The 23,183-nt window shown below is 64.2% G+C and carries 20 protein-coding genes; 12 read left to right on the top strand and 8 right to left on the bottom strand.

The window, feature by feature from the left end:
• Positions 1 to 12 precede the first annotated feature (12 nt).
• Genes lpxA through lpxB form a run of 3 tightly spaced genes read left to right on the top strand, consistent with a single transcriptional unit; the run spans position 13 to position 2,891 of the window.
• Entirely contained in the window at positions 13 to 846 is an 834-nt protein-coding gene (gene lpxA, locus DH08_RS07740; RefSeq protein ID WP_192178759.1) for an acyl-ACP--UDP-N-acetylglucosamine O-acyltransferase, read from the top strand.
• Positions 833 to 1,735 (top strand): LpxI family protein, encoded by a 903-nt coding sequence (locus DH08_RS07735; protein WP_192178758.1) that lies wholly within the window; start codon positions 833 to 835, stop codon positions 1,733 to 1,735. Before lpxA ends, DH08_RS07735 begins: the two co-directional genes overlap by 14 nt.
• Entirely contained in the window at positions 1,725 to 2,891 is a 1,167-nt protein-coding gene (gene lpxB / locus DH08_RS07730; protein ID WP_192178757.1) for a lipid-A-disaccharide synthase, read from the top strand. Before DH08_RS07735 ends, lpxB begins: the two co-directional genes overlap by 11 nt.
• Before the next feature lie 45 nt (positions 2,892 to 2,936).
• Here the strand turns inward: lpxB and gltA are convergent, their stop codons facing one another.
• Positions 2,937 to 4,265: a citrate synthase gene (gene gltA / locus DH08_RS07725; protein WP_006205181.1), complete on the bottom strand. Its 1,329-nt coding sequence runs from the start codon at positions 4,263 to 4,265 to the stop codon at positions 2,937 to 2,939.
• A gap of 166 nt (positions 4,266 to 4,431) precedes the next feature.
• Positions 4,432 to 5,856 (bottom strand): glutamate--tRNA ligase, encoded by a 1,425-nt coding sequence (gene gltX / locus DH08_RS07720; protein ID WP_192178756.1) that lies wholly within the window; start codon positions 5,854 to 5,856, stop codon positions 4,432 to 4,434.
• A 101-nt stretch (positions 5,857 to 5,957) separates the two neighbouring features.
• Between gltX and DH08_RS07715 the strand changes: the two genes are divergently transcribed.
• The gene (locus DH08_RS07715; protein ID WP_192178755.1) at positions 5,958 to 8,447 is read left to right on the top strand and encodes a ComEC/Rec2 family competence protein; all 2,490 of its coding nucleotides are present in this window, start codon (positions 5,958 to 5,960) and stop codon (positions 8,445 to 8,447) included.
• On the opposite strand, the gene lexA is transcribed toward DH08_RS07715, so the two are convergent.
• On the bottom strand, positions 8,441 to 9,181 hold the full coding sequence (gene lexA / locus DH08_RS07710; protein WP_192178754.1) for a transcriptional repressor LexA: 741 nt from the start codon (positions 9,179 to 9,181) through the stop codon (positions 8,441 to 8,443). The genes DH08_RS07715 and lexA overlap by 7 nt on opposite strands.
• 453 nt (positions 9,182 to 9,634) lie before the next feature.
• Here lexA and kynU point away from each other — a divergent pair, with 453 nt between their 5' ends.
• Both kynU and DH08_RS07700 read left to right on the top strand, forming a co-directional pair.
• The gene (gene kynU, locus DH08_RS07705; RefSeq protein WP_192178753.1) at positions 9,635 to 10,882 is read left to right on the top strand and encodes a kynureninase; all 1,248 of its coding nucleotides are present in this window, start codon (positions 9,635 to 9,637) and stop codon (positions 10,880 to 10,882) included.
• A 29-nt stretch (positions 10,883 to 10,911) separates the two neighbouring features.
• On the top strand, positions 10,912 to 11,742 hold the full coding sequence (locus DH08_RS07700; protein ID WP_192178752.1) for an alpha/beta fold hydrolase: 831 nt from the start codon (positions 10,912 to 10,914) through the stop codon (positions 11,740 to 11,742).
• 8 nt (positions 11,743 to 11,750) lie between these two features.
• Here DH08_RS07700 and DH08_RS07695 read toward each other — a convergent pair whose 3' ends face one another.
• From DH08_RS07695 to DH08_RS07675, 5 genes are read right to left on the bottom strand one after another with little or no spacing between them, the layout of a single operon-like run.
• Complete coding sequence (locus DH08_RS07695) at positions 11,751 to 12,956, bottom strand: molybdopterin molybdotransferase MoeA (RefSeq protein WP_192178751.1); 1,206 nt, start codon at positions 12,954 to 12,956, stop codon at positions 11,751 to 11,753.
• Positions 12,957 to 13,454 (bottom strand): cyclic pyranopterin monophosphate synthase MoaC, encoded by a 498-nt coding sequence (gene moaC, locus DH08_RS07690; RefSeq protein ID WP_192178750.1) that lies wholly within the window; start codon positions 13,452 to 13,454, stop codon positions 12,957 to 12,959.
• Positions 13,455 to 13,456: 2 nt separating this feature from the next.
• Complete coding sequence (trpC, locus tag DH08_RS07685) at positions 13,457 to 14,269, bottom strand: indole-3-glycerol phosphate synthase TrpC (protein ID WP_192178749.1); 813 nt, start codon at positions 14,267 to 14,269, stop codon at positions 13,457 to 13,459.
• Positions 14,270 to 14,274: 5 nt separating this feature from the next.
• Positions 14,275 to 15,285 (bottom strand): anthranilate phosphoribosyltransferase, encoded by a 1,011-nt coding sequence (gene trpD, locus DH08_RS07680; protein WP_192178748.1) that lies wholly within the window; start codon positions 15,283 to 15,285, stop codon positions 14,275 to 14,277.
• A complete protein-coding gene (locus tag DH08_RS07675; RefSeq protein WP_192178747.1) occupies positions 15,282 to 17,174 on the bottom strand; it encodes a SurA N-terminal domain-containing protein in 1,893 nt (630 codons plus the stop codon). The genes trpD and DH08_RS07675 overlap by 4 nt, the downstream gene beginning before the upstream one ends.
• Positions 17,175 to 17,319: 145 nt before the next feature.
• Between DH08_RS07675 and tpiA the strand changes: the two genes are divergently transcribed.
• The 6 genes from tpiA (at position 17,320) to DH08_RS07645 (ending at position 22,968) form a co-directional block, all read left to right on the top strand.
• Positions 17,320 to 18,087, top strand: coding sequence for a triose-phosphate isomerase (gene tpiA / locus DH08_RS07670; RefSeq protein WP_192178746.1), 768 nt, complete (start codon positions 17,320 to 17,322; stop codon positions 18,085 to 18,087).
• 168 nt (positions 18,088 to 18,255) lie between these two features.
• Positions 18,256 to 18,750, top strand: coding sequence for a preprotein translocase subunit SecG (secG, locus tag DH08_RS07665; RefSeq protein WP_192178745.1), 495 nt, complete (start codon positions 18,256 to 18,258; stop codon positions 18,748 to 18,750).
• A 296-nt stretch (positions 18,751 to 19,046) separates the two neighbouring features.
• Positions 19,047 to 20,162, top strand: coding sequence for a L,D-transpeptidase (locus DH08_RS07660; RefSeq protein WP_192178744.1), 1,116 nt, complete (start codon positions 19,047 to 19,049; stop codon positions 20,160 to 20,162).
• A 175-nt stretch (positions 20,163 to 20,337) separates the two neighbouring features.
• On the top strand, positions 20,338 to 21,975 hold the full coding sequence (gene pyrG / locus DH08_RS07655) for a CTP synthase (protein WP_282595027.1): 1,638 nt from the start codon (positions 20,338 to 20,340) through the stop codon (positions 21,973 to 21,975).
• Positions 21,976 to 21,993: 18 nt separating this feature from the next.
• Entirely contained in the window at positions 21,994 to 22,539 is a 546-nt protein-coding gene (locus tag DH08_RS07650; protein ID WP_192178742.1) for a DUF1697 domain-containing protein, read from the top strand.
• A 126-nt stretch (positions 22,540 to 22,665) separates the two neighbouring features.
• Entirely contained in the window at positions 22,666 to 22,968 is a 303-nt protein-coding gene (locus DH08_RS07645; RefSeq protein ID WP_192178741.1) for a DUF982 domain-containing protein, read from the top strand.
• The last annotated feature ends 215 nt before the right edge of the window (positions 22,969 to 23,183 follow it).

Below are 23,183 nucleotides of genomic sequence, written 5' to 3'. Positions count from 1 at the left end.
ATCGAAATGCTCATGAAAATCCAGACTTCAATCCATCCTTCCTCGGTCGTCGAAGAGGGCGCTCAAATCGGCGAAGGCGTCCGTGTAGGGCCTTTCTGCCATATCGGCGCCGACGCGGTGATCGGCGACCGCGTCGAGCTTGTCAGCCACGTCTCGGTGATGGGCGCGACCACGATCGGTGCCGCGACCAAGGTCTACCCGATGGCAATACTGGGCGCGCCGCCGCAGAACACCAAGCACAAGGGTGGCCGCACCACCCTTGTCATCGGTGAGAACTGCACGATCCGCGAAGGCGTCACCATGCATGTCGGCACCGATTCCAGCCGCGGCGAGACGACGGTCGGCGACAACGGCAATTTCCTTGCCTATGCCCACATCGCCCATGACTGCGTCGTCGGCAAGAACGCCACCTTCGCCAACGGGGCGACGCTGGGCGGCCATTGCGAGATCGGCGACAACGTCTATATCGGCGGCCTCAGCGCCGTTCATCAATTCGTGCGCGTCGGCGACAACGCCTTCCTCGGCGGATGCTCGGCTTTTGTTGGTGATGTCATCCCCTATGCCCTTGCCGTCGGCAATCGCGCCAGCCTGCGTGGCCTGAACATCATCGGCCTTAAGCGCTCAGGCGTGCCGCGCGCCGAAATCTACCTGCTTCGCAAGGCCTACAGGATGATTTTCGACCGCTCCCGCACCGTCGCCGAGAACGTGGAACTCGCCAAGGCCGAATTCGCCTCGTCGCCGACGGCCATGAAGATCATCGATTTCATCACCAGTCGCGGCAAGCGGCACTATGCCGTCCCGTCGCTCAAAGGTGGCGACGGCGACGACGCCGATGACGAAGGCTGAGACCGCCGGGACGAGACTTGATCTTCCGCCGGGCGCCAGGGTCGGCATCGTTGCCGGCGGCGGCAGCCTGCCGGTCGAGGTAGCGGCCGGCCTGGCCGGGCGAGGCTACCCGCCCTTCATCATACTGATGGAAGGCGAAGTCGACCGTAAGCCGGATCTCACCGGTTACGAGCAAGAGACACTTGCCCTGGAAGATATTGGTTCGCTCGTACCGTTGCTGAAACGGCGCCGGATTACCCATCTGGTGCTTGCGGGCGAGATCAGGCGTCGGCCAAGGCTGGCGGGCCTGCGTCCAAGCCTCAGTCTGATCGCCGTGCTTCCGGTGGTGGTCATGGCGTTGGCCCGCGGCGACGACGGCTTGTTGAAGGTCGTGGCACGCGCTCTGGAAGCGCGGGGGATCAAAATCGTCGGCGCCCATGAGATCGTGCCCGAATTGGCGGCAGCCGAAGGATCGCTGACCAGGGCAGGGCCGCGAAAATCCGACTGGCGCGACATCGATGCTGCCCATGCAGCGGCAAAAGCCATCGGTGCGCTCGACATTGGCCAGGCCGCAGTCGCGATCGGCGGCCGGGTGATTGCGCTGGAAGGCATCGAGGGCACCAACGGGCTGCTCGAGCGGACAAGGCAACTGCGCGACCATGGCCGGCTCGCCGGCAAGACGCGCGGCGTGCTGGTCAAATGCGCCAAGCCCGGTCAGGAGTTGCGCGCCGATCTGCCTTCCATCGGTCCGCTGACGGTCGAGGCAGCGCATGAAGCGGGACTTGCCGGCATCGCCATCGAAGCCGGCCGATCGCTCATTCTGGAAGGCCCAGCCACCATCGCGCGCGCCAACGCGCTTGGTCTGTTTGTCGTCGGTCTGGCAGCGGCGGAGCCGGCTAATGGTCACTGAGAAGCCGCTCAAGATCGCCATCGTCGCCGGCGAGGAATCCGGCGATCTGCTTGGCACCGACATCGTTACGGCACTCAAGCGGACGACCGGCCGCGAAATCAGGCTTGTCGGCATAGGCGGCCGCCATATGCAGGCGCTCGGGCTGAAATCCCTCTTCGACGGCAGCGAGATCGCGCTGATGGGGTTCAGTGCCATCCTGCGCGACCTGCCGCGCCTGATCAGGCGCATCGGCCAGACGGCAGGCGCGATCGCCGCCGAGAAACCAGACTGCCTCATCACCATCGACAGCCCCGATTTCTCGCTGCGCGTGGCCAGGAAGGTGCGTACCGTCGATCCGTCGATCCCGATCGTCCACTATGTCTGTCCGAGCGTCTGGGCGTGGCGACCGGGCAGGGCGGTGGCGATGAAGCCCTATGTCGACCACATCCTGTGCATCCTGCCGTTCGAGGTGAAGGCGCTGGCCCGTCTCGGCGGTCCGCCCGGCACCTATGTCGGGCACCGCCTGACGCAGGATCCGGGCGTGCTTGCCGCAGCCAGGGCGCAAGGCCAGGCGCGCGATCTCTCGGAAGATCGCGTGAAGACACTGCTCGTGCTGCCCGGCTCCCGCCGTGGCGAAGTACGGCGCCTGATCGACGCGTTCGGCAAGACGGTGTCGGTGCTGCACCAGCGCGGCCATCGCCTGCGCCTTCTGTTGCCCACAGTGCCGCATGTCGCCGACCTGGTCAGGACGTCGGTTGCGAGCTGGGACGAAAAGCCGGAAATCATCCTCGAGCCCGAGCGCAAATGGCAGGCCTTTGGCAAGGCCGACGCGGCGCTGATCGCCTCCGGAACGGTGTCGCTCGAACTTGCGCTGTCAGGTGTCCCGATGGTGTCCTGCTACAAGCTCGATCCCGTGGCGCGGCTCGTCATGCCGCACCTGATTTCCGTCTGGTCGGCGCTGCTGCCCAATCTGATTTCCGACCGCGCGCTCGTGCCGGAGTTCTACGACCAGTATGTCTTGCCGGAAAACCTCGCCCGGCAACTGCAAGCATTGTTCGCCGACACCGGCATGCGCGCCTGGCAGAAAGACGGTTTCGCCGAGATCGCGAGGCGTATGGCCACGAACCGGCCCTCCGGCGATATCGCGGCGGAAGTCGTCCTCCGGCACATCAAATAAAAAGCGCCCTTGCGGGCGCTTTTTCGCGTTTTGGTTCGGCCCCGATCAGCGCTTGGCGATCGGCACGTAGTCGCGCTCCGGCGCACCGGTGTAGAGCTGGCGCGGGCGGCCGATCTTCTGGTGCGGATCCTCGATCATCTCTTTCCACTGCGCGATCCAGCCGACGGTGCGGGCGACCGCGAACAGCACGGTGAACATGGTGGTGGGGAAGCCCAGTGCCTTCAGCGTGATGCCGGAATAGAAGTCGACATTCGGGTAAAGCTTCTTCTCGATGAAATAGGCGTCCGTCAGGGCGATCTTTTCCAGTTCCATGGCGATGTCGAGCAGCGGATCGTCCTTGATACCGAGCTCGCCCAGCACCTCATGCGCGGTCTTCTGCATGATCTTGGCGCGCGGATCGTAGTTCTTGTAGACGCGGTGGCCGAAACCCATCAGCCGGAAGGGATCGTTCTTGTCCTTGGCGCGGGCGATGAATTCCGGGATGTGGTCGACATGGCCGATCTCGCCCAGCATGTTGAGTGCCGCCTCGTTGGCGCCGCCATGCGCCGGGCCCCACAGGCAGGCGATGCCGGCGGCGATGCAGGCAAACGGGTTGGCGCCAGACGAGCCGGCGAGACGCACGGTCGAGGTCGAGGCGTTCTGCTCATGGTCGGCATGCAGGATGAAGATGCGCTCCATGGCGCGCGCCAGCACCGGATTGATCTTGTATTCCTCGCACGGCACCGCAAAGCACATATGCAGGAAGTTGGCGGCGAAGTTCAGCTCGTTCTTGGGGTAAATGAACGGCTGGCCGATATGGTATTTGTAGGCCATCGCCGCGATGGTCGGCATCTTGGCGATCAGCCGCATCGAGGCGACCATGCGCTGGTACGGGTCCGAGATATCGGTGGAGTCGTGGTAGAAGGCCGACAGCGCACCGACCACGCCGCACATCACCGCCATCGGGTGCGCGTCGCGGCGGAAGCCTGTGAAGAAGCGCGACATCTGCTCGTGCACCATCGTGTGGCGCGTCACCCGGTAGTCGAAATCGTCCTTCTGCGCCTTGGTCGGCAGCTCGCCGTAGAGCAGGAGATAGCAGACTTCGAGGAAGTCGCCGTGCTCGGCCAGCTGGTCGATCGGATAGCCGCGATGCAGGAGGATGCCGGCGTCGCCGTCGATGAACGTGATCCCCGACTCGCAGCTTGCCGTCGAGGTGAAACCGGGATCGTAGGTGAAAGCCCCGGTCGTGTTGTAGAGCGAACCGATATCGATGACATCCGGCCCGACTGAACCGCTTCGCACCTTGAATTCATGCGTCTTGCCGGCGAGCTCGAGCTTTGCGGTCGACTCGTGCGGTTTGCCGCCAAATTCCAGTTTTGTCGCAGCTTCGGTCATTGCAAACTCCTTTTCGTTCCTCATGCCGGCAAGGGCAAATCCTGCAAATCACCGGAATGCGCGTACTCGCCACCGCATTTTAGGAGGTGCGTGCCAGATTGGGCCAAGGCCTAATGTTGCACTGCGAAACGCACCTTTCAATGCCAATCTTCTTGGGCCAGATTTCCTAATCGATTTGATCCGCGATGCGCGCCAGGCTTTCGTCCCGGCCGAGCACGGCAAGCACGTCGAACACGCCCGGCGAGGTGCTCTTGCCGGTAAGCGCGGCCCTCAGCGGTTGGGCCACGGCACCGAGCTTGTGGCCATCGGCCAGCGCGAATTCGCGGATCGCCGCCTCCGCCGCAGCGGCAGTCCACTCACCGGAAACCGCCTTCAAAACAGTGTGAGCACCAGCCAGGATCGCGCGTGCGTCGCCGCCGAGCAATGAAGCCGCCTTGTCGTCGACCGGCAGCGGCCGCTCGGCGAACAGGAAACCTGCCCCATCGACGAGCTCGACCAAAGTCTTCGCCCGCTCCTTCAGGCCGGGCAGGGCGGCGAGCAGCTGCGCCTTCTTGTTGTCATCGAGGCGCGCCGCGATTGCCGGGCCGCCTTCGAGATAGGGCAGCGTGGCGACGAAGATGTCGAGCAGTTCCGCATCGCCCATGCGCCTCATATGCACGCCGTTCAGCGCTTCGAGCTTGGCGAAGTCGAAGCGGGCAGCGCCCTTGTTGACGTCGCCGATGTCGAACCAGGCGATCATGTCCTTGATCGACATCACCTCGTCGTCGCCATGGCTCCAGCCGAGCCGCGCCAGATAGTTGAGCAGTGCTTCAGGCAGATAGCCCATGGCGCGATAGGCCTCGACGCCGAGCGCGCCATGCCGCTTCGACAGCTTGGCGCCGTCGGCGCCATGGATCAGCGGAATGTGCGACATCGACGGCACCTCCCAGCCCATGGCGTTGTAGATCACCGTCTGGCGGGCGGCGTTGGTCAGATGGTCGTCGCCACGGATGATGTGGGTGACGCCCATGTCGTGATCGTCGACGACGACGGCATGCATGTAGGTCGGGTTGCCGTCCGAGCGCAGGATGATGAAATCGTCGAGATCCTTGTTGGGGAAGCGCACCTCACCCTGCACGCGGTCGCGCACCACCGTCTCGCCCTCGGTCGGCGCCTTGATGCGGATCGCGCCCTTGACGCCTGCAGGCGCCTCCGACGGGTCGCGGTCGCGCCAGCGCCCGTCATAGCGGGGCGGCAGGCCCTTGGCACGTGCGGCTTCGCGCATCGCCTCCAGCTCGGCCGGCGTGGCGTAGCAGTAATAGGCCTTGCCCATCCGCACCAGCTCCTCAGCCACCTCGCGGTGGCGCGGCGCGCGCTCGAACTGCGACACCGGCTCGCCGTCCCAGCTCAGGCCAAGCCAGGACAGCCCGTCGAGGATGGCGGCTGTGGCGGCGTCGGTGGAGCGTTCGCGGTCCGTATCCTCGATGCGCAGCAGCATCGTGCCGGCGGTGTGCTTTGCATAGAGCCAGTTGAACAGCGCCGTACGCGCGCCGCCAATGTGCAAATAGCCTGTCGGCGAGGGGGCAAAGCGGGTGACGACCTTGTCGGACATGGAACTCTCGGAAAGCGCAGAAAGCGGATATGGTTGCGCGGACTTTCGCGCGTTGCGCGTTCATGTAGCATAGGAGGTCTGGGGCGCAAGGGGCAGACCCGATGGCTGGACGAGGCCGGGGTGCGGAGGAGGGCGAGGGCGCGACGAGCAGCGTCAGCGAGCGGGGTCTGTTTGCCGATGTTCCGTACGCCGAGCCGACGCTAGTTCTGTCGCCAGCGCCGCAATCCGGCATTGAGCTTTTGCAGCCCGGCAATCGCGTACCGGCGCCTATCCCCACGAAAGCACCGGTCAGGCGGATCCACGCATCACTCCGCCGCCTTTCTGGTCCCGCAGTCCGCCGAAGCATCGCTGCGGCTGCCGGCACAGAGCTTGACCGCGGCATGGGCTTCCTGCTGGTGCCGGTGTTTCTGGCATGCGGGGTGATCTTCTATTTCTCGCTGGCGACGGAATCCGATTTCTACAGACCCGTCGCCGTGGTCGCCTTGACGGCGGCCTGCGCGGTGGCCTCGCGGTCATGGCTAAAGACGCATTTGTGCTTCATGGCAGCGCTGCTTTGCGCGCTTGGTGTGCTCGCCGCCAAGGTCGAGACATTGCGCGCCGGAACCCAGATGCTCGGCTCCGAGATCCAGACGCGGCTGACCGGGAGGCTCGCCAGTCTGGAGGAGATGGAAAACGGCCGCGTCAGGCTGACCATCGACGTCATCTCGACCGCCCACCCAAAGCTGCGCTACGCGCCGGAGCGGGTCAGGCTTTCGGCGCGGAGAGTTCCTCCGGACATGACGGCCGGTTCCCTGATCACCGGCTATGCCCGGCTGCTCCCGCCGACCGGACCGGTGCGGCCGGATAGCTACGACTTTTCCTTCGACAGCTATTTTTCCGGCATCGGCGCAAGCGGCTTTTTCCTCGGCAATCCGAAGACTGTTGCCTCCAAAACTGGCGCCGGCGAACACGCGCCATCCAGGACGCGCCTGGCGTCCGCGATCGAGAACGCCCGGGAGAACATCGCAGACCACATTCGCAGTCAGATTGGCGGCCCCGAAGGTGAGATTGCCGCGGCACTGATGGTCGGCGTACGCGCCGGCATCCCGGATGAGATCAACGAAGCGATGCGGCGCACCGGCATCTACCACATCATCTCGATTTCCGGCCTGCACATGGCGCTTGTCGCCGGCACCATAATGGGGCTGCTGCGTGGCGCCTTCGCCCTCTTTCCCGATTTCGCTTCGCGCCGGCCGGTGAAGAAATATGCGGCGGCCGCAGCGCTCTTTTCCATCGCCGCCTACCTCGTCTTTTCCGGCATCGTCGTCGCCGCCGAGCGCAGCTTCATCATGCTGGCGGTGATGCTGGTCGCCGTGCTGTTCGACCGCGCGGCGCTGACCATGCGTAACCTGGCGATCTCGGCCATCGCCGTCATCCTGGTGTCGCCGCACGAAGTGGTCGGCCCGAGCTTCCAGATGTCGTTTGCGGCAACCGCGGCCCTTGTCGGCGCTTATGCCGGCTGGTCGGACTATCGCGCCGGCAGGGCGACATCGCCGCCGCCAAGGCGATCGCCGCTCGCCTTCGTCACGCGAAAATTCCTGCTCGGCATGGGCGGTCTCGCCATGACCTCCATCATCGCTGGCGGTGCGACAGCTCTCTTCGCCATCTGGCATTTTCAGCGCGTGTCGCCGCTCAGCCTGCTCGCCAATCTGGCAGTCATGCCAATCGTGTCGCTGGTGGTCATGCCCTTCGCCGTGCTCAGCGCGCTGGCCATGCCGTTCGGCGCCGATGGGCCATTCCTGTATGTCATGGGCAAGGGCCTGACAGTGATGATCGCCATATCCGCCTGGATCTCCGAGCGCTCGCCAGTCGATGCCGTCGGGCTGATTTCCATCAGGTCGGTGTTGCTGGTGACGGTCGCGCTTGTCATCGCCACCATGGCCACCACCTGGCTCAGGCTGGCGGCCGTGCCTTTCGCGCTGGCCGGCTTGTTGGCGGTTCCGCAGGTGCGCACGCCCGACTTGCTCATTTCCGAAGATGCGCATCTGGTGGCAATGCCGATCGGCGGCGGCGAACTCGCCATAAACCGGGTGCGATCGAACGAATTCACCGCCGACAATTGGAAACGGGCGCTGAGGGCCGAAACCATTGTCGAGCCGGAGACATTCGAGAAGGGAGACGCGCGGTTCGACATGGATCCGGCCGACCTGCCGCCGGGCTCACCCTTCTACTGCAGCAGCGGTCTATGCCTTGCCCGGCATCCCTCCGGCGCGATCGTCGCGCTCGCCGAGGACCGCAAGACCGCGCGGCCAGCCTGCGCCTTCGCCGACCTGATCGTCATCGATGACGCCACCGCCTACAACCCTTGCCGCGACCCGCTGGTGCTCGTCGTCACCAAGAAGCAGCTTGCCCGCGCCGGCAGTGCGGCCGTCTTCTTCGACTCGCAATCGGCAACGACGCCTGCGACAATCCGCTTCGCTGTCGACAAGCCGTACCGGCCCTGGCACGAGCAGCGCAGATTTTCGCGCGAAGCGAGGGGCTTGCCGCCTTACAAGACACCCGAAAGGCAGGCCAGCAAACCGCCATCAAAACAATCACCGCCGCCTCAGTAGCGCCGGATCAAGCCAACCAACTTGCCCTGCACCTTGACCCGGTCGGGCCCGAAGATGCGGGTTTCATAGGCCGGGTTGGCGGCCTCCAGCGCGATCGAAGCGCCCTTGCGGCGGAAGCGCTTGAGCGTCGCTTCCTCCTCGTCGACGAGCGCCACGACGATCTCGCCCGGGCTCGCCGTATCGGCATTGCGGATGATGACCGTATCGCCGTCGAAGATGCCGGCCTCGATCATCGAATCGCCCTTGACCTCCAGCGCGTAATGCTCGCCGCCCATGATCATGTCCGGCGGCACCGAGATCGAGTGCGTCTGATGCTGGATGGCGTCGATCGGCACACCGGCCGCGATACGGCCCATCACCGGGATGGACACTGCCGCGACCGCATCGTCGTCATTGCCCGCCTGGGGCGTGCGCGACGATCCCATCGGCTTGATCTGCCGTCCGAGGCCGCCCTGCCCAAGACTGCCCTGAATGACGCTCGGCGAGAACTTTTTCGCCGCATTGAGGCCGGGAGCGATCGAATCGGGCAGGCGCAGCACTTCGAGAGCGCGCGCCCGGTTGGGTAGCCGACGAATGAAGCCGCGCTCCTCCAGCGCCGTGATCAGCCGGTGGATGCCCGACTTCGAGGCAAGGTCGAGCGCCTCCTTCATCTCGTCGAAGGATGGTGGAATACCACTTTCCTTCAGCCGCTCATGGATGAACATCAGCAGTTCATGTTGTTTGCGTGTCAGCATCGCGGCCCCCAACGGAATCAGAAAAACAAAACCAGAACAAACACTATCTGTTCCATTTGTGTTCCGCAACCGTTTAAAGTTTAATGAATGGGTTAAGGTTCCCGACACGATGTTACGGTCGACAGGCAATATCCAACTCCCTTAGAATCCGGCTTCATCGCATTGATTTTGTTATCATTTATGGCCTCAGCCCGACTTGGAAGGCTTCCGTACCGGCAATCATTTGGCGCAGACATTCCCGGGTCGGGCCGTGTTCGATCATCCAGCCCGCTCGATGCACCGTGAACGAAACGAACTCAAAATGCCAACTTTGAGCATAGATCGAGGGTGTCGTTGGGCCGACAAGTCATCGAGGCAGGTTCTTGCAGTGCGATGGCGAGTGATGAGAGAAAGTACCGATCGGCCTGTGTCGTCATTGCGTGCCGGTGTCCTGCGGAGGGGAGCAGACATATCATGACCGGAATTCCTGATCTTGCGGCCGTCGAAGCGATGGACGCGGCGGATCCGCTGCGCTCCCTGCGCGACCGCTTTGTCCTGCCCGAAGGGGTGATCTATCTCGACGGCAATTCGCTGGGCGCTGCCTCGCATGCCGCCTTCGACGCGCTGCGCAAGGCGGCGACCGAAGAATGGGCGCAGGACCTCATCCGGGCATGGAACACGGCCGGCTGGTTCGACATGCCGCTCGAACTCGGCGACCAGCTGGGACGCCTGATCGGCGCAGCGTCCGGCCAAACGGTGGTCTGCGACACCACCTCGATCAACATCTACAAGGTTCTGCACGCGGCAATGGCCATGCGGCCGGATCGGCCCGTCATCGTCGCCGAGGGCGACAGCTTCCCGACCGACCTCTACATGGCTGAAGGCGTGGCCTCGACCCGAAAGAATACCGTTCTCCGCCTCGCTGGCGTCGACGCGCCGACGATCGAGGAGTTGATCGACGAGAATGTCGCCGTCGTGCTGGTCAATCACGTCAACTACAAGTCAGGCGAACTGCGAGACATGACCGCGCTGACGCGGATCGCCCATGACGCCGGGGCGCTTATCGTTTGGGATCTCTGCCATACCGCCGGCGCCATGCCGGTCGACCTGGATAAGGCCAATGCCGATTTCGCGGTCGGCTGCACTTACAAATATCTGAACGGCGGCCCCGGTTCTCCCGCCTTCATCTACGCAGCGGAGCGCCATCATGCCAATGTCCAGCAGCCGCTCAGCGGATGGTGGAGCCATGCGCGGCCCTTCGCCTTCGAGCAAGCCTATGCGGCCGGCACCGGCATCCGCCGGTTTCTGTGCGGCACGCAGCCGGTCCTGTCGATGCGCACGCTGAAGGGCGCGCTTGACATCTGGAACGATGTCGACATGGCGGCCGTGAGGACGAAGAGCATCGCCCTGGCCGATCTGTTCATCGAACTCGTCGAGGCGAAATGCGGCGCCTATGGTCTCACGCTCGAAAGCACCCGCGACAGCGCCAGGCGCGGCAGCCAGATTTCATTCATGCACGAGCACGGCTATCAGATCATGCGGGCGCTTATCGAACGTGGCGTGATCGGCGATTTCCGGGCGCCGTCGACCATACGCTTTGGCTTCACCCCGCTCTATGTCGGCTACGCCGATGTGTGGCACGCTGTCGAAGTTCTGGCAGACATCCTGCGCAGCGGCGCCTGGAAGGACGCACGTTTCGCCGTCAAGACAGCCGTCACCTGAGCGGCAAGGAGAGCAGGGGGAGGGCATAGGTGCTCGAACATCGTATTTCCGACTGGGACAACGCCTATACAAACGGCGCCAACATCGCTGGCGGCGATCGCTGGCCGGCCGCCTGGGTCGAGCCCGCGCGGGCCTTTCGCGACGCTCTTTCGGCCGAGGGCAGGGCGCGGCTCGACATCGTCTACGGCGACAGACCGCGCAACCGGCTCGATCTTTTCCTGCCGAGCACCTCGCCCAACGGGCTCGTTGTGTTCTTGCATGGCGGGTACTGGAAGGCGTTCGACAAGAGTTTCTGGTCGCATCTTGCCGCCGGTCCGACCGGCCATGGCTATGCGGTGGCGATGCCCTCCTACACGCTTTGTCCGGAGATACGCATCGCCGGCATCGTTCGGGAGGTCGCTGCGGCGATCGGCAAGGCGGCGGCGTTGGTCGACGGGCCGCTGATGCTGTCCGGGCATTCGGCCGGCGGCCATCTCGCCAGCCGGATGGCGAGCGCAACCACGCCTCTGTCGCCCGAAGTGACTGGGCGCATACGCCATGTCGTGTCGATCTCGGGTGTGCACGACTTGCGTCCGCTCATGCGCACCGCCATGAACGAGACGCTGGCAATCGACGATGCCGAAGCGCTGACCGAGAGCCCGGCCCTTCTGCGCCCGATGGATAATGCACGCCTGACCTGCTGGGTCGGCGGTGGCGAGCGCGCCGAGTTCCTGCGTCAGAGCGCTCTGCTGGCCAACATCTGGACCGGCCTCGGCGCTGCGACCAGCTCGGTGGTTGAACCGGACCGTCACCATTTCAGCATCATCGACGGTCTTGCAGACCCGGAGCATCCGTTGACCCGAACGCTGATCGCGGAATAGGAACGGGTTCAGCGCAGCATCAGCACGCTGCAGGCGGCGCCTGCTGCTGCGGCAGGGGCGAACGGCTCGCGCACGATCAGCCCGTTGGCGTCGGCCAGCATTCTCAGCATCGAGGAATCCTGGATGCCGAACGGCGTCGCCACCAGCGCGCCGGCCTCTTCCCCAACCACAGCGCGCACATAGTCCTGCCTGAGATCGTTGGCCGGCATCGCGGTCCCGAGGCGGGCCCCGCGTATGTCCTGCTGGAAACCGCGGCCGCCGAGCCGCGCCAGCAACGGCTTCAGGAACAGTTGCGAGCAGACGAGGCTGGCCACCGGATTGCCGGGCAGGCCGATGCAGCTTATTTCGCCCAGCCGACCGAACATCAGCGGCTTGCCAGGGCGCATGGCGATCTTCCAGAAGTCGAGCGTCATGCCTTCGCCGGTCAGCACGTCATGGATCAGGTCGTGGTCGCCGACCGAGGCGCCGCCGAGCGTGACGATGACATCGACGCCTTGCTCGACCGCCTGCTTCACCAGCGCGGCAATTGCCTCCTTGTGATCTGCGGCAATGCCGAGGTCGAGCGCGCGCGCCCCCACAGACTGCGCGGCGGCGGCGACGCCATAGGCATTGGACGAGATGATCTGGTCTGGGCCGAGCGCGCTGCCCGGCGGCAGGAGTTCGTCGCCGGTGGCGATGATGGCGACAAGCGGCCTTTTGACCACGGTCACTTCTGGATGGTTGGCAGAGGCCGCCAGCGAGAGTGCCGCCGGATCGAGCAGGCGGCCCTTTTCGAGCAGCACGTCGCCTCTGGTGAAATCGAGACCGACGCGGCGGATGTTGCGTCCTTCGGCTGTCGATTCCGTCACCTCGATGGCGCCACCACCGAGATCCCGGACATTCTCCTGGATGACGATGGTGTCGGCGCCTTCGGGCAGTGGCGCGCCGGTGAAGATGCGCACGGCCTGGGCCTGGCCGACAGCGCCATCAAAGCCGCGCCCGGCCGGCGCCATGCCGATCACCGAAAGCCGCGCCGGCACTGAGGCGATATCGGCAGCCCGAACGGCGTAGCCATCCATGGCGGAGGCGTTGAACGGCGGCTGGGTGCGCAGCGCCACGACGGGTTCGGCGAGCACCCGGCCGGCGGCTTCGATAAGCGCGACGCTTTCGCTGCCCGTCAGCGCAGCACCTTCAAGCAGGCGCTCAAGCGCTTCGGCTACCGGAACCAGCGCCATCTAGGCGCCTGCCTTGTGGCCGGCGGCTTTGTAGTCACCGGATTTGCCACCAGTTTTTTCGACCAGTCTGATGCCGGAGATCACCATGGCGCGGTCGACCGCCTTGGCCATGTCGTAGATGGTCAGGCACGCGACCGAGGCCGCTGTCAGCGCCTCCATCTCGACGCCGGTCTTGCCGGTGACGCGGGCGAGCGCCGTGACCTTCAGGCCCGGCAGCGAATGGTCCGGCTCGATATCGACGGAAACTTTGGTCAGCAGCAGCGGATGGCAGAGCGGAATCAATTCATGCGTCTTCTTCGCCGCCATGATGCCGGCGATGCGTGCCGTGCCCAGCACGTCACCCTTCTTGGCATCCCCGACCAGGATCATCGCCAGCGTTTCGGGAAGCATCGAAACAAAGCCTTCGGCAATTGCCGTGCGGGTCGTCTCGGCCTTGTCGCCGACATCGACCATGTTGGCCTCGCCCTTGGCGCCGAGATGGGTGAGGGCGGCTGCCATCGTCAGATGGCCTCGGCCGGCGCCTTGCCAGTCAGAAGCAGGTACGTGGCAGCCGCCACGTCCTGCTGGCGCATCAGACTCTCGCCGACGAGGAAGGTGCCGATGCCGCTTGTCTCCAGCCTGCGGCAGTCCTCATGCGTGAAGATACCGCTCTCGCTGACCAGCAGCCGGTCTGCCGGCACCATCGCCGCCAGCCGCTCCGAAACAGTCAGGCTGGTCTCGAACGTCCTGAGGTCGCGGTTGTTGATGCCGATCAGCCGCGACGACAATTTCAGCGCGCGCTCCATCTCGGCCTCGTCATGCACCTCGACCAACGCCTCCATACCGAGCGCGAGTGCCGTGGCCTCGAGCTCTTTAGCCATCGCGTCATCGACACTGGCCATGATGATCAATATGGCGTCGGCGCCCCAGGCGCGCGCTTCGAACACCTGATAGGGATCGAACAGGAAATCCTTGCGCAGCGCGGGCAAGGCGACGGCGCCACGCGCCGCGGTGAGGAATTCGGGTGCGCCCTGGAAAGAGGGAGCATCGGTCAGCACGGAAAGGCAGGCAGCACCGCCATTCGCATAGGCTTTGGCCAGTGCTGGTGGGTCGAAATCGGCGCGGATCAGGCCCTTGGACGGGCTCGCCTTCTTGATTTCGGCGATCAGCCCAAAGCCATCCGCTTTGCGCTTTGCTTCAAGCGCCGCGAGAAAACCGCGCGGCGCCTCGGCATCCCCGGCTTTCGCCTTGATCTCGGCAAGCGGCATGCGTGCCTTCGCCGCGGCGATCTCGTCGCGCTTGTAGGCTTCGATCTTGCGCAGGATGTCGGACAAGGGCTCTACTCGTTCGAAATTGCGACCAGCCTGTCGAGCACCTGGAGCGCCCGGCCGCTGTCGATGGCTTGCGCCGCGCTCGCCATGCCGTCGGCAAGCGTCGTCGCCTTGCCCGCCACCACCAGTCCGGCGCCGGCATTCATCAGCACCGTGTCGCGATAGGCGCCGGCGGCACCGCCTAGCATGTCGCGCATGGCCTTGGCGTTGTAGGCCGCATCGCCGCCGCGCAATTCGTCCTTGCTGTGGCGCTTCAGCCCGACCGCTTCCGGGGTCAGCGTGAAGCTGCGGATCTCGCCGCCGACGAGTTCCGCCACCTGCGTCTCCCCGGTGGTGGTGATCTCGTCATAGCCGTCGCCATGCACGACCCAGGCATGGTCGGTGCCCAGCGCCTTCAGCGTCTCGGCGACCGGCATGATCCATTCCGGCAGGAACACCCCGACCATCTGCCTGAGGACGCCGGCCGGATTGGACAGCGGTCCGAGCAGGTTGAAGATGGTGCGGGTGCCGAGTTCGCCGCGGATCGGGCCGACATGCTTCATCGCCGGATGATGCGCCGGCGCGAACATGAAGCCGACGCCGGTCTCATGGATGCAGTGGCCGATGGTTTCCGGCGGGATGTCGATCTTCACGCCGAGCGCAATCAGCACATCGGCGGCACCCGTCAGCGAGGACAGGCCGCGATTGCCGTGCTTGGCGACCGGAACGCCGCTGCCGGCGATGACGAAGGCCGATCCGGTCGAGATGTTGACCGAGTGCGAATTGTCGCCGCCGGTGCCGACGATATCGATGGCGCCCTGCGGAGCATCGACGCGCAGCATCTTGGCACGCATGGTGGCGACGGCGCCGGAGATCTCGCTCACCGCCTCGCCGCGCACGCGCAACGCCATCAGGAAGCCGCCGATCTGGCCGGGCGTCGCATCGCCCGACATGATGATGTCGAAGGCTTCGCGCGCCTCGTCGAAGGAAAGCGGCGTCCCGCCCGCGACCTTGGCGATATGGGTCTTCAGCGCGCTCATCTGGCCTGCGCCTGGGCAACGGCGGTCTGGTCGATGCGGACGTCGTACTGCGTCTGCAACTGCGCCACCAGCTGGTCTAGCAGATCGTCCGACATGCCGGCGGTGAAGGATTTCTGCGCATCGTCCGGCACCGAGCTGGCATCGGCGCCGGCCGGTTCGAACACTTCGGCGACCTTGAACAGGATCTGTCCTTCGCCGGTGGGCGAGGGGATCAGCCCGGTTCCGCCTTCGCCGACGCCGAACATCGCCGCCGCACCCTCCTTGCCGAAATCGACGTCGTCCGCCTCGCGCTTGACGCCGCGCTTGGTCTGCTTCTCGAGCTTGAGTTCGCCGGCGATGACATCGAGCGTGGTGCCTGCCTTGAGCCGCTTCTCCAGTTCGTTGGCCTTGGCGGTGAGCCGCTTCGTCGTCTCGTCAGCCGTCCAGTCGGCCACCACCTTCTGGCGGACCTCGTCCAGCGTGCGGTCGCGCGCTGGCGTGATCGATCCGACCTCGTAGAATACGAAACCGTTGTCGGCGGTGGTCAGACCCTCATTCTCGGCGCCGGGCTCGGCGGCGAACACCGACTTGATCAGTTCGGCCGATTCCGGCAGATCCTTGACGATCGTGTCGTCAGGCCGCTGGCCGGTGCGGTCGATCGCATCGATGGTGACGACTTTGAGCTTCAGCTTGGCGGCCGCATCGGCGAGCGAACTGCCCGAGGCGCGCGTATCCTCGTAATTGTCGTGCACGTCCAGCAGGATGCGGCTTGCCTCGCCCAGCGCCAGGTCCTTGCGGATCTGCTCGGAGACTTCGGCAAGCGGCTTCACCACTTCCGGCTTGATATCGGTGACCCGCAAAAGCACCGGTCCGAAGGCGCCCTGGACGACCGGACTGACTTCATTGGCGGCAAGCTTAAAAGCCGCGTCGGCCACAGCCTTGTCGGCGATTTTGTCCTTGGCCAGCGTGCCGAGCAGCGTGTCGGCCTGCGTCTTGCCCTCGGCGGTGACGATCTTGTCGAAGGTCGCCCCCGTCTTCAGCGAATCGAGCGCCGCCTTGGCCGCGTCGGGCGACTGGAACACAAGCTGTTCGATGGTGCGCATTTCAGGCGTGGTGTAGCGCGACTTGTTCTTGTTGTAATCGTCGCTGATCTGCTGCTCGGTCACGGCGCTGATATCCATAATGTCTTGCGGCTCGAGCCTGACATAGGAGAATTTGCGGTATTCCGGCGCCGCATAGGCCTTCTTGTTGGCATCGAAATAGGTCGAGAGCACGCTGTCGGACGGTGCCTCGATCGGCTCGACCAGCTTTTTAGGCAAGGTCAGGTAGTCGACCGTGCGGTCTTCGCCGCGATAGAGCGCCACCGCCTTGAGGAAAGTTTGCGGCGCCTTGAGGCCGTCCGAAACCGCCTCGACGATCTGCTGGCGCACCGCCACCTGGGCACGATTCTTCAGATAGTCCTCGGGCCGCATGCCGACCTCGCGCAGCAGATACTCGAACGTCCTGCGGTCGAACTGGCCGCCCGGGCCCTTGAAGGCCGGGTCTTCGCGCGTGAGTTCGGCGAGCCGGTCCTTGGAAAGGCCAAGCCCGAGCTTGCGGGCCTGCTCGTCGAGGACGGCGCCTGAAACGAGCTGCGCCAGCACCTGATTGTCAATGCCGAGCGCCTTTGCTTGCTCGTGCGTGATGCGCTGACCGAATTGCTGCGACATGACGCTGACCTGACGATCATAGGCGAGACGATATTCGTTGATCGAAACGGTCGTGCCACCGGCGGTGATCACCGAATGATGGCCACCCAAGGTACCAGACAAGCGCCCGGAAATACCCCAGACCGCAAAGCTGAGCACCAGCAATGACAGCAACGCCTTCGCGACCCAGGTGCCCGCCGCGTTTCTCAAGATACCAAGCATGCATACTTCCGATTTATGCGCATTTCGCGTGCGCCCGAGTCTGAAACAAGCGCAATAGCGCCCTTCCGGTCCACTGTCGATTGCTTTGTGGCCTGATTTTGGTAGTGAGGGCGGGAGCCCAATGTCGCCCGGAGAAACAAAGCCCATGACGCCTGGAATCCGCCCGCTCGTCGCCGGTAACTGGAAAATGAACGGCACCAGCGCCTCGCTGAACGAGCTGAGGACGATCGGCAACGGCTTCATGAGCGGGCTCGACACCGAGACGGAAGCGGTTGTCTGCGTGCCCGCGACCTTGCTTGCGCATGCCGCCGAAATCCTGTCGCGCACCCCGGTGCGGGTCGGCGGCGAGGATTGCCACCCCAAAGAGAGCGGCGCCTATACCGGGCGGATTTCGGCGGAGATGTTGAAGGACGCCGGCGCCAGCCATGTCATCGTCGGTCATTCCGAATGCCGCGCCGACCTCGCCGAAGACGATGCCCTGGTCCAAGCCAAGGCTTCCGCAGCCTGGCGCGCCGGCTTGGTGGCGATCATCTGCATCGGTGAGACAAGCGCCGAACGCGAGGCCGGCACGACACTCGAAGTCCTGTCGCGCCAGGTCGCCGGCTCGGTGCCGCCGAGTGCTACCGCCGCCAACACCATCATCGCCTACGAGCCGGTCTGGGCGATCGGTACCGGCCTGACGCCGACCGCCGCCGATGTCGCCGAGGCCCACGCCCATATCCGTGCAAAGCTGGTGGAACTGCTCGGTGATGCCGCGGCACGGATGCGTATTCTCTATGGCGGCTCGGTCAAGCCCTCCAACGCTGCTGAGTTGCTCGGCATCGACAATGTCGACGGCGCGCTGGTCGGCGGCGCCAGCCTGAAGGCGGCGGACTTTCTTGGCATCGCCGAGGCTTATTTGAACATCGCGTAACCAGGCGGCTCATTGCCGGCCTGGGCGCGCCGGCGAAATCGTTGCAAAGACTGCAATGCTTCCCATATTCCGGCCACGGGCTTGGAAATGCCGTTAAAGCATTGTAAGGAGCCGCCTCCAAATCACCGGTCGTCTTCGCGGCCGCGCAAGGCCTTGCCAGGATAAATTATGGAAACCGTACTGATCGTCATCCACCTTATGGTCGTGCTCGCGCTTGTCGGCGTGGTGCTGCTGCAGCGCTCCGAAGGCGGCGGTCTCGGCATCGGCGGCGGTTCCGGTTTCATGACCGCGCGCGGCGCCGCCAATGCGCTGACGCGGGCGACGGCGATCCTGGCGGCCGCCTTCTTCGTCACTTCGCTGACATTGTCCATTCTCGCCCGTTATGGCGAAAAGCCGATCGACATCCTCGACCGCGCTCCGGCGTCCTCCGACAATGCAGGCAAGGGCGTGCTCAACCAGCTGCCGGGCACCACGCCGCCTGCAGGCACCACGGCGCCGACGGCTCCCGCCGGCAGCACCACGCCAACGCCGCCCTCCGGCAACGATGCCGCGACGACTCCTCCCGTGACCGCTCCGGCGACGCCGGCGCCCGCGACTCCGGCCAACCCACCGGCAGCCAATGGCGTCACCTTGCCGGTCACCCCGCAGGTTCCGAACCAGTAGTCGGCAGAGCATGATCCCGAAAAGTGGAATCATGCTCAAAACAAAAAGATAAAAGATAGAGCCCATCCCGATTCTATCGGCATGGAACAGGCCTCTTGATGCCGCGATCTGTTGTCGTTTGAACACAGTCGCGGCAAATGCCGCACGATCACGAAGATTCAACCGAGCGTAGCTCCATGGCGCGCTTGAGGCGTCCCTGGCTAATCGATTATAGATTGCGCGCGGCACTTTCGGCGTCCTTGGGGGGCGCCGGGCGACGCCGTGGGCAACAAGCATTGAACGATCGGATCTTCGCCATGCAGCTTCGCAGCTTCATTCTCCTGGGGTTTTGCGCCGTACTCGCTATGAGTTCGGCCGCCGTCGCCGGCACGCCGGCAATGGTTTCACAGCAATCGGTTGGAAAGACCGATGTCATCAATGTCGCCGCCGCCAAAAGCGATACGGCGCAATTGAAGCTTCTCAAGAAGAAGAAATATCCGAGCGCCGACGATCTGGCACAGATCAGCAAGCTCGAAGCCAAGATCGCGGCCGACAAGGAAGCCGCTCGCACCAAAGCGCTCGAAGCCAGGAAGCTGGCGATGCGCGAGGCGGCCAAGGCCAAGGCCGACGCGGAACGCCAGGCATTTATGGCCAGGAAGGGCAGGGCGGCGGAAACCAAGGTGGCGGACGCCAAGCCGGGCAAGAAGACCTTCAAGATCATCGAGCCGGTTCAGCCGATCGAGCCGATCCAGTCCGCCGAAACGCTCCCGGCCGAGGCCATGAACGTGGCGCTGACCGGCAACAATGGCGAATTGCGCAGCGAAGCGCCCGGCCAGAAGCCGCGCAACGTCGGGCTCTTCGCCGGCCTGTTCGGCGGCACCTCGTCCTCGTCGATGTCGCTGCTGCCGGAGACGCGGGCGCTCGACCAGGTGCTCGCCAAGAAGGAAGCCAAGAAGCAGTTCAAGGTGAAGCCGGAATTCGTGCCGCAGGAAGTGGAATTCACCGGCTACGATGCGGGCACCATCGTCATCGACACCAGCGCCCGCCGCCTCTACCTCGTCGAATCGGCTTTCACAGCGCGCCGCTATGCGATTGCGGTCGGCCGCGAAGGCCTGCAGTTCAAGGGCACGGTAGCGGTCGGCGACAAGCAGGAATGGCCGCGCTGGATCCCGACGCTCGACATGCAGAAGCGTGAACCCAAGCACTATGGCCAGTATAAGGACGGCATGCCCGGCGGCGGCGAGAACCCGCTCGGCGCGCGCGCCATCTACCTCTATGACGGCAAGAAGGACACGCACCTGCGCATCCACGGCACCATCGCGCCGCAGTCGATCGGAACCAGCGCCTCCAATGGCTGCTTCCGCATGATCAACGAGCACGTCATGGACCTCTACAGCCGGGTCAGAGTCGGCACCAAGGTCGTTATTATCTAACGGCCAAGGTCGTCATCATCTGGCGCCTTCAACCATCATGCCGAAAGGGCCGGCTCAGCCGGCCCTTTTGTTTTGATCGGAACACTATTTGGCCCCTCGGGGCTTCGCGCCTTCTTGGGAAAAAGCCTTCGCGGCGGTTTTTTCTCTGGCGGAATCAATCCGGCCGCGTTAAGCGATGACTCCCATGGCGCGATATGTATTCATCACTGGCGGCGTGGTTTCCTCACTCGGAAAAGGCATCGCTGCAGCGGCCCTTGGGGCTCTCTTGCAGGCGCGAGGCTATCGCGCGCGCATCAAAAAGCTCGATCCCTACCTCAACGTCGACCCCGGCACGATGTCGCCGTATCAGCATGGCGAGGTCTTCGTCACCGACGACGGCGCCGAGACCGATCTCGATCTCGGCCACTACGAGCGCTTCACCGGCCGCTCGGCCAACCAGCAGGACAACATCACCACGGGCCGCATCTACAAGAACATCATCGAGCGCGAGCGGCGCGGCGACTATCTCGGCGCCACCGTGCAGGTCATTCCGCACGTCACCGACGAGATCAAGCATTTTGTCCTCGACGGCAATGACGACTACGACTTCGTGCTGTGCGAGATCGGCGGCACCGTCGGCGACATCGAGGCGATGCCGTTCCTGGAGGCAATCCGCCAGCTCGGCAACGACCTGCCGCGCAACAATGCCGTCTACGTGCACCTGACTTTGATGCCTTACATCCCGACGGCCGGCGAGCTGAAGACCAAACCGACCCAGCATTCGGTCAAGGAACTGCGCGGCATCGGCATCGCGCCCGACATTCTTCTGGTCCGCGCCGACCGGCCGATCCCCAAGGAAGAGCGCCGCAAACTGTCGCTGTTCTGCAATGTGCGCGAGAGCGCCGTCATCCAGGCGCTCGACGTGCCGCACATCTACGACGTGCCGATGGCCTATCACAAGGAAGGCCTGGATTCGGAAGTGCTCGCCGCCTTCGGCATCGACCCGGCGCCCAAGCCACGCATGGAGCCCTGGCAGAAGGTATCCGACCGCATCCACAATCCGGAAGGCGAGGTGACCATCGCCATCGTCGGCAAATACACCGGCCTCAAGGACGCCTACAAATCGCTGATCGAGGCGCTGTCGCACGGCGGCCTCGCCAACCGCGTCAAGGTCAAGCTCGACTGGATCGAGAGCGAGATCTTCGAAAAGGAAGACCCGACGCCGTGGCTGGAAAAGGTGCATGGCATCCTGGTCCCCGGCGGCTTCGGCGAGCGCGGCTCGGAAGGCAAGATTTTGGCGGCGAAATTCGCGCGCGAGCGAAAGGTGCCCTATTTCGGCATCTGCTTCGGCATGCAGATGGCCTGCATCGAGGCGGCGCGGTCGCTGGCCGGCGTCGAGCATGCCTCCTCGACCGAGTTCGGCCCGACCCAGGAGCCGGTCGTCGGCCTGATGACCGAATGGCTGAAGGGCAACATGCTGGAGAAGCGCAGGGAAACCGGCGACCTCGGCGGGACCATGCGGCTTGGCGCCTATCAGGCCGAGCTCACCAAGGGCTCGAAGATCGCCGATATCTACGGCGACACCCAGATTTCCGAGCGCCACCGCCACCGCTACGAGGTCAATGTCGACTACAAGGAGCGGCTCGAGGATTGCGGCCTGGTGTTTGCCGGCATGTCGCCCGACGGCGTGCTGCCGGAGACGGTCGAATATCCCGATCATCCCTGGTTCATCGGCGTGCAGTACCATCCAGAACTGAAAAGCCGGCCGCTAGACCCGCACCCGCTGTTCGCCAGCTTCATCGAGGCGGCGATGGAGCAGTCGCGGCTGGTTTGAGCCGGCTGCGCGGCTGCCATGCAGACCTTCGTCGCGCTGCTCTACAGCATCATCCTGGGCGAGGGGCGGCGCGTCGTCATGGCCGATCTCAAGGCGATGGCGGAAGGCCTGGGCCTGAAGAACCCGCGCACGCTGGTCGCGACCGGTAATCTGGTGTTCGAGACGAAAGCAACGGACATTGCCGGGCTGGAGCAGCGGCTGGAGACCGCGTTCGAAAAGACCTTCGGCCGCCATGTCGACATCATCGTGCGCCGCGCGGATGACTGGCTGGCGCTTGCCGCCGGCAATCCGTTTCCGATAGAATCGGCCGCCACAGCGGACCAGGTGGCGGTGCGCGTGATGCGCAAGCCTGTTCCTGCGGAGGCTGCCGCAACGCTGCAGGCCTATGTCGGCGACGACGAAAAAATGCAGGCGGTCAGGGGCGACATCTGGATCGTCTTTTCGCGCGCGACACCAAGGTCGCGGCTAATTGCGGCGACCAGCCACAAGCGCTTGGGTATCGGCACCTCGCGCAACTGGAACACGGTGCGCAGACTGGCCGAGATGGTTGGTGGACAACCCTGACCTTCTCCCTTGCCCGTTTCTTGCGCGAGTTTTTTATGCGCAGCCCACTTTTTTCTGGAACCAAATGCCCATCCAGGAGTTTAATGGGGTTCGATCGAGCGGAGGCGATCGGCCGGGAGGTTAAATATGGATCGCTTGCATTTCTTCACGCCTGTGCGCATTGCGCCCGGGCAGGGATACCCAGTGCAGGAAGTCGATAGCGTTGCCGAAGCCATGGTGTTCTTGCGTAAGTGGCCGACAGGACGGCGTGGACCGGTTTATCAGTGTGCCCTGAATTGCTGCGCCGCGGCACTGTCCGGCAATATGTCGGCCGAGGAGGCGCGGAAGGCTTTCACCGGATTTGCCCGCATCACCCGTCTGCTGGACGACGACATGGCACTGCCGATCGGCGGCGAAAGCATGGAAAACGTCTACGCGTTGAGGCGGTAGGCCGGCTCCGGTCGTTAGGTAATCTGAAGTCTGCGCATGGATGGTGCGCAGACGGTGGTTTCTTGACGGCACTTCACAGCGATTGGCTTCCCGCCACCCGCCAATTGAAAAAATTCAGGAATAGACTAGAGCGGTTCAGTATTTGACTGAATCGGAAGGGATTCCGTTTTAGGGTGATCTGTGATTCAAGATGCTGGCTGGATTGGAGGCCAGCA

It is taken from the genome of Mesorhizobium amorphae (genome assembly GCF_014843845.1).
Classification (GTDB): Bacteria; Pseudomonadota; Alphaproteobacteria; order Rhizobiales; family Rhizobiaceae; genus Mesorhizobium; species Mesorhizobium amorphae_A.
Note: the sequence above shows the minus strand (reverse complement) of the source record. Positions and strands in the feature narration are given on the sequence as shown.